The organism is Streptomyces pathocidini (genome assembly GCF_001418495.1).
GTDB classification, from domain to species: Bacteria; Actinomycetota; Actinomycetes; order Streptomycetales; family Streptomycetaceae; genus Streptomyces; species Streptomyces pathocidini.
This window is the reverse complement of sequence record NZ_LIQY01000570.1, coordinates 1-5439: the sequence shown is the minus strand read 5'-3', so window position 1 is coordinate 5439 and position 5439 is coordinate 1. Positions and strand designations below refer to the sequence as shown.

Here is a 5439-nt window from a genome sequence, read left to right as displayed (position 1 = left end):
CGCCGCGCGCGGCGACCGGCAGGGCGCGTGCGTGGCCGCCGCGACCGGCGACCTGCCGCGGGCGTGGCGGGACGGCGCCGACGTCGACTGCTTCGCGGCCGCGGGGCTGTGGAAGGCCGAGGTCGGGCTGAGCGTGCCGGTGCTGTTCCCGGGGGCGGTGGACTTCCCGTTCACCGTCACCGGCGAGGCCGGGGCGGCGGAGGAGGGGTGAGGCATGCGAACTTCCCTGCGGCGGTGGCGCGTTCGGGACGGGGAGCGCGGCCAGGTCTCCCTGGAGTTCCTGGGCTTCCTGCCGATCCTGCTCATCCTGGGCCTGGCGGCGATCCAGCTGGGCATCGCCGCGTACACGGTCTCCCAGGCGGGCACCGCCGCCAGGGCCGCCGCCCGCACGGCCTCCTACGAGGACCCGCCGACCGACCCGACGGCCGCGGGCCGCGCGGCGATCAGCGGCTGGCTCGCGAGCCGGGCGGACGTCAGCGTCACCGGCGGCCCGGAGGAGGCCACGGCCACCACCCGCGTCGACATCCCCTCGGTCATCCCGGGCATCGGATCCTTCGGCACGGCGGAACGATCCGCAACGATGCCGCGCGACTAGGAGCGACACCATGAGCCTCAGATCCCGTGTCACCGCTCCCGAGGAGCCCGCCGCCTCCCGGGGCGACGGCCGGCTCGTCGCCGTCTACCGGGCCAAGCTGCTGGAGGAGATCGATCTCGCGGAGATGTCCTCGCTGGCCGCCGCCGAGCGGCGGGGGCGGCTGGAGCGGGTGCTCGGGCACATCATCAGCCGCGAGGGGCCGGTGCTCTCGACCGCCGAGCGGGCCCAGCTCATCCGCCGGGTTGTCGACGAGGCGCTCGGGCTCGGCGTGCTCGAACCGCTGCTGGAGGACGCCTCGATCACCGAGATCATGGTCAACGGCCCGGACCAGGTGTTCGTGGAGCGCGCGGGCCGCGTCGAGCAGGTGCCCGTGCGCTTCGCCTCGCACGAGCAGCTGATGCAGACCATCGAGCGCATCGTCTCCACCGTCAACCGCCGCGTGGACGAGGCGAATCCGATGGTCGACGCCCGGCTGCCCAGCGGCGAGCGCGTCAACGTCGTCATCCCGCCGCTCTCCCTGACCGGCGCGACCCTCACCATCCGCCGCTTCCCGCGCTCGTACCGCCTGAAGGAGCTCATCGGCCTCGGCACCCTGGACGGGCAGATGCTGACGCTGCTGTCCGGCCTCGTCCGGGCCAAGTTCAACGTGATCGTGTCCGGCGCCACCGGCTCCGGCAAGACCACCCTGCTCAACGCCCTCTCCGGCCTGATCCCGGAGGGGGAGCGGATCATCACCGTCGAGGACGCGGCCGAACTCCAACTCCAGCAGACCCACGTCATCCGCCTGGAGACCCGCCCGCCCAACGTGGAGGGCAAGGGGCGGATCACCGTACGGGACCTCGTACGCAACTCGCTGCGCATGCGGCCCGACCGCATCATCGTCGGCGAGGTGCGCGGCGGCGAGACCCTCGACATGCTCCAGGCGATGTCGACCGGACATGACGGCTCGCTCGCCACCGTGCACGCCAACAGCGCGGAGGACGCGCTGATGCGGCTCCAGACCCTGGCGTCCATGTCCGAGGTGCGGATCCCCTTCGAGGCGCTCCAGGACCAGATCAACAGCGCGGTCGACTGCATCGTCCAGCTCACCCGGCACGCCGACGGCTCGCGCAAGGTCAGCGAGATCGCGTTCCTCTCCTCGCGCGGGCGCGAGACCTTCCGGATCGCCACCGTCTGCCGGTTCGACGCCCGGCCGATGGGCGCGGACCGGACCGTGCACGGCTCGTACGCGTACTTCCCGCTGCCCCGGCAGGTCGTGGAGCGCCTCCGGTTCGCAGGCGAGCCGGTCCCGCCCGCCTTCGGCGCCGCGGACTCCGACGCCCAACTGGCCCAGAGGGAGGCCCGCTAGATGAGCCTGGATCAGCTGGTCACCCTGACCCTCGGCGCCACCCTCCTCGGCGGCGCACTCGCGGTCGCGGGCGTACGGGTGTACGCCTCCGGGCGCGCGCGCCGCCAGGAGCTGGTCGAGCGGCTGACCTCGGCCGGGCCCGCCTCCGGGCGGCGGCGCCGGTTCGCCGGGGTCGACCGGCGACTGCGCCGTACGGGCCTGGGCCGCCGCATCCAACTCCAGCTCGCCGCCACCGGCTTGGACCTCACCCCGGGCGAGTTCCTGGTGTGGACGGTGGCCGGGGTGGCCGGGCTGTGGCTGGTCGCCGCGACGTTCCTGGCGGCGTTCTTCGGCCCCGTCGCCGGCCTCATCGGCCTGTGGGCGGCCTTCGCGTTCCTCAACTGGCAGCGCACCAAGCGGATCGAGAAGTTCATCAACCAGCTGCCCGAACTCTCCCGCGTCCTGGCCAACGCCACCGGCGCGGGCCTCGCCCTGCGCACCGCCCTCGCCATGGCGGCCGAGGAGCTGGAGGACCCGGCCGGGGAAGAACTGGCCCGGGTCTCCGACCGGCTGGCCGTCGGCCACTCCATCGACGAGGCCCTCGGCGAGCTGGCCGAACGCCTGCCCTCCCGCGAACTCGTCGTCCTCGTCACGACGCTGGTCCTCTCCAACCGCGCGGGCGGCACGGTCGTGCAGTCCCTGCGCAACCTCACCCGCACCCTGGAGGAGCGTAAGGAGACCCGGCGCGAGGTCCGCACCCAGCTCTCCCAGGTGACCGTCACGGCGTACGCGGTCCCGGCCATCGGCCTCGGCGCCCTGCTGCTGCTCGACCGGGTGATGCCGGGGGCGCTGGAGCGGATGACCGGCTCCTTCGTCGGGCAGGCGGCGGTGGTCGTCGCGGTCGCGCTGTACGCGGTGGGGTTCTTCCTGGTCCGCCGCATGTCCAAGATCGACGTCTGAGGGGGTGGGACGCGTGGCACTCCTGCTGGCGGCCCTGTTCGCGCTGAGCGTCGGCGGCATCGCGTACGGCCTTGCGCTGATCCGCCGCGACGCCAGGCTGCCGCCCGACCTGGCGCTGGCCCTGGAGGTCGGGGCCACGCGCACGAGCGCGGTCGGCTCCCTCATCGACCGCCTCGGCATGCGCTACGCGCCCGCCGTGCTGCGGATGATGGGGCCGCGGCGGGTCGACCGGATCCGGCGCCGGATCGACCTCGCGGGCAACCCCGGCGGCCTGACCATCGACCGCTACGCCGCCCGCCGCGCCGTCTACGGCTTCCTCGGCTTCTTCGGCGCGCTCGTCCTGCTGCTGCGCGGCCAACCGGTCGTCGCCGCGCTGCTGGTGGCCTTCGGGCTGCTGTGGGTGGAGGTCGGCATCTGGTCGGCCGTACAGCAGCGCAAGGCGGCCATCGAGCGCACCCTGCCCGACTTCCTCGACGTCCTCGCGGTCGTCGTCAGCGCCGGGCTCGGCTTCCGCCAGGCGCTGGACCGGGTCGCCGAGCGGTACGAGGGCCCGTGGGCGGACGAGATCCGCATCACCCTGCGCCAGATGGACATGGGTGTCGGCCGCCGCCAGGCCTTCGAGGAACTGCGCAAGCGCAACGACTCGGAGCAAGTCGCCATGTTCGTCACGGCCTTGCAGCAGGGCGAGGAGCTCGGCGCGCCGATCGTGGACACCCTCATCCAGATCGCGAACGACATGCGCCGCGCCGACGCCCAGGCGGCCCGCCGCCGCGCCGCCCGCACGATCCCCCGCGCGACCCTGACCATCACGACGTTCATGCTGCCGGGGACGCTGCTGCTGCTCGTGGTGGGGTTCGCCTTCGGCGCGGACGTGGACTTCGGGGGCCTGACGGGATGAGGACACCGGTTCGTTCGCGAGCCGCACCCTTCGCAAACGCAACCACTTGTGAGACCGTGGAGGTGCCAACGGTACGGCGCCCGACCGGAGTTGACGCGTTCGACCGGCACCGACTCCGGGAAGGTGGCCATGGACAGCCGAGGCGCGGTCATACTGGTGTCGAACGGGGAGCGGTCATGACCGTTAGCAGAGGGGGACGTTATGTGGGACAGAATCCTGCGAGTGGTGAGGTCCCAGCCGGACAGAGGGCAGACCGCCTTCGAGTACCTGGGCATCATCCTCGTGGTGGTGGTGATCATCGGCGCGATCGTCGGAACGGACATCGGCGGGGACATCACCGACAAGATCATCGAGCAGATCGACAAGATCAAGGCAGGCTGACGGCCTCGATCCGCGCGGGCGATCGCGGGCAGGCGTTCCCCATCTACATCACGGCGGTCGGGGCCCTGCTCTTCCTCGCCTTCGCCTTCTTCGCGGTCGGCCAGGCCGCGGCCTCCCGCAACAGCGCCCAGACCGCGGCCGACGCGGCGGCGCTCGCCCTGGCCCAGGACGCGCGGGACCAGCTGCGTACGGGACTGCTCGACGCGGTCGCCGACGGGGGCGAGTTGGCGGACTGGCTCGGCCTCGACGGCCCGATCGACGGCGCGGACTGCGCGGTCGCGGACGACTTCGCGGGCCGCAACGGCGCGGTCATCACACGCTGTGAGCCGGGCACCGTGTTCGACGCGGAGTACACGGTCGAGGTGAGGACACGTGAGCCGATCGGAAACTCCGTCATCCCCGGTACGGAGAACGAGTACGCCACGGCGGACGCCACCGCGGTCATCGAACCCCGCTGCCGGCTGGCGCCCGGAGACGAGGACGAGGGCGGCGACAGAGGCCGGGATCCGGTCAACCTGAAGTGCGACGACCGGGACTGGAGCCTCGATCCGGACAACGGAGACACCCTTCCCGAAGCATCGGACCTCTTCTCCGTGCACCTCTCCGAATGACTCCGCTCCACACGCTCCGCGTACGCCGACCGAAGGAAGCAGTACTGATGAGGATCCGACCCATCATGAGGGCCCGCAGGGGGGTGACCGCCGTCGCGATCGCAACCACCCTGGCATTCACGGTGGCCGGATGCGGCGGCGAGGCCGGGAAGCAGGGGGACACGGGATCGTCCGCCGAGTCCCCTCGCCCTCCGGACGCGGGGAAGGGCGATGACGGCGGCAGTGAAGTCCCGGAACCCAGCCGGACGTTGGCCGTGGTCAAGGGATCCGACGAACTCGTCCTCACCCTCACGTCCGCGCAGCGGGACTCCGGCGGATTCGTCACGGTCAACGGCCAGGTGAAGAACACGGGCAGCGAGTCCTTCTACGGCGTCAGCGCCTGGCGCGGCAACGAACAGGAGATCGTCCGGAACAGCGGCCGCTCGGTCGGTGGGGCCACGCTCGTCGACAATAAGGGGAAGAAGCGCTACTACGTGCTGCGTGACACCGAAGGGCGGTGTCTGTGCACCACCGGGGTGAGCAAGGTCGAGGCGGGCAGGTCCGTCGCGGTCTTCATGCAGTTCCCGGCCCCTCCCGAGAAGACGACCGGGGTCGACTTCCAACTGCCCGGTTTCCCCAGCACCCCCATCGAGCTCACCTCATGACCCGCCACCCCTGCCCTCACCCC

The 5439-nt window shown here is 71.9% G+C and carries 7 protein-coding genes and 2 pseudogenes; all 9 read left to right on the top strand.

Annotation, left to right across the window (positions count from 1 at the left end; translation table 11 throughout):
• Positions 1-211, top strand: a pseudogene (locus AOK16_RS22775) (pilus assembly protein); the annotation flags it as partial.
• A gap of 3 nt (positions 212-214) precedes the next feature.
• Positions 215-595: a TadE/TadG family type IV pilus assembly protein gene (locus AOK16_RS22770; RefSeq protein WP_055474025.1), complete on the top strand. Its 381-nt coding sequence runs from the start codon at positions 215-217 to the stop codon at positions 593-595.
• Between the two features lie 10 nt (positions 596-605).
• On the top strand, positions 606-1943 hold the full coding sequence (locus AOK16_RS22765) for a TadA family conjugal transfer-associated ATPase (protein ID WP_055474024.1): 1338 nt from the start codon (positions 606-608) through the stop codon (positions 1941-1943).
• Positions 1944-2882 carry a type II secretion system F family protein gene (locus AOK16_RS22760; protein WP_055474023.1) on the top strand — a complete coding sequence of 313 codons (939 nt, stop codon included), beginning with the start codon at positions 1944-1946 and terminating at the stop codon, positions 2880-2882. It abuts the gene before it with no gap.
• A gap of 13 nt (positions 2883-2895) precedes the next feature.
• Positions 2896-3780, top strand: coding sequence for a DUF5936 domain-containing protein (locus AOK16_RS22755; RefSeq protein ID WP_055474022.1), 885 nt, complete (start codon positions 2896-2898; stop codon positions 3778-3780).
• 201 nt (positions 3781-3981) lie between these two features.
• Entirely contained in the window at positions 3982-4161 is a 180-nt protein-coding gene (locus AOK16_RS22750) for a hypothetical protein (protein WP_055474021.1), read from the top strand.
• A pseudogene (locus tag AOK16_RS29125) lies at positions 4158-4307 on the top strand (pilus assembly protein TadG-related protein); the annotation flags it as partial. The gene AOK16_RS22750 and the pseudogene AOK16_RS29125, both read left to right, overlap by 4 nt.
• 78 nt (positions 4308-4385) lie before the next feature.
• The gene (locus AOK16_RS29120) at positions 4386-4772 is read left to right on the top strand and encodes a hypothetical protein (protein WP_338058498.1); all 387 of its coding nucleotides are present in this window, start codon (positions 4386-4388) and stop codon (positions 4770-4772) included.
• Between the two features lie 65 nt (positions 4773-4837).
• The gene (locus AOK16_RS22740; protein WP_240483706.1) at positions 4838-5416 is read left to right on the top strand and encodes a hypothetical protein; all 579 of its coding nucleotides are present in this window, start codon (positions 4838-4840) and stop codon (positions 5414-5416) included.
• The last annotated feature ends 23 nt before the right edge of the window (positions 5417-5439 follow it).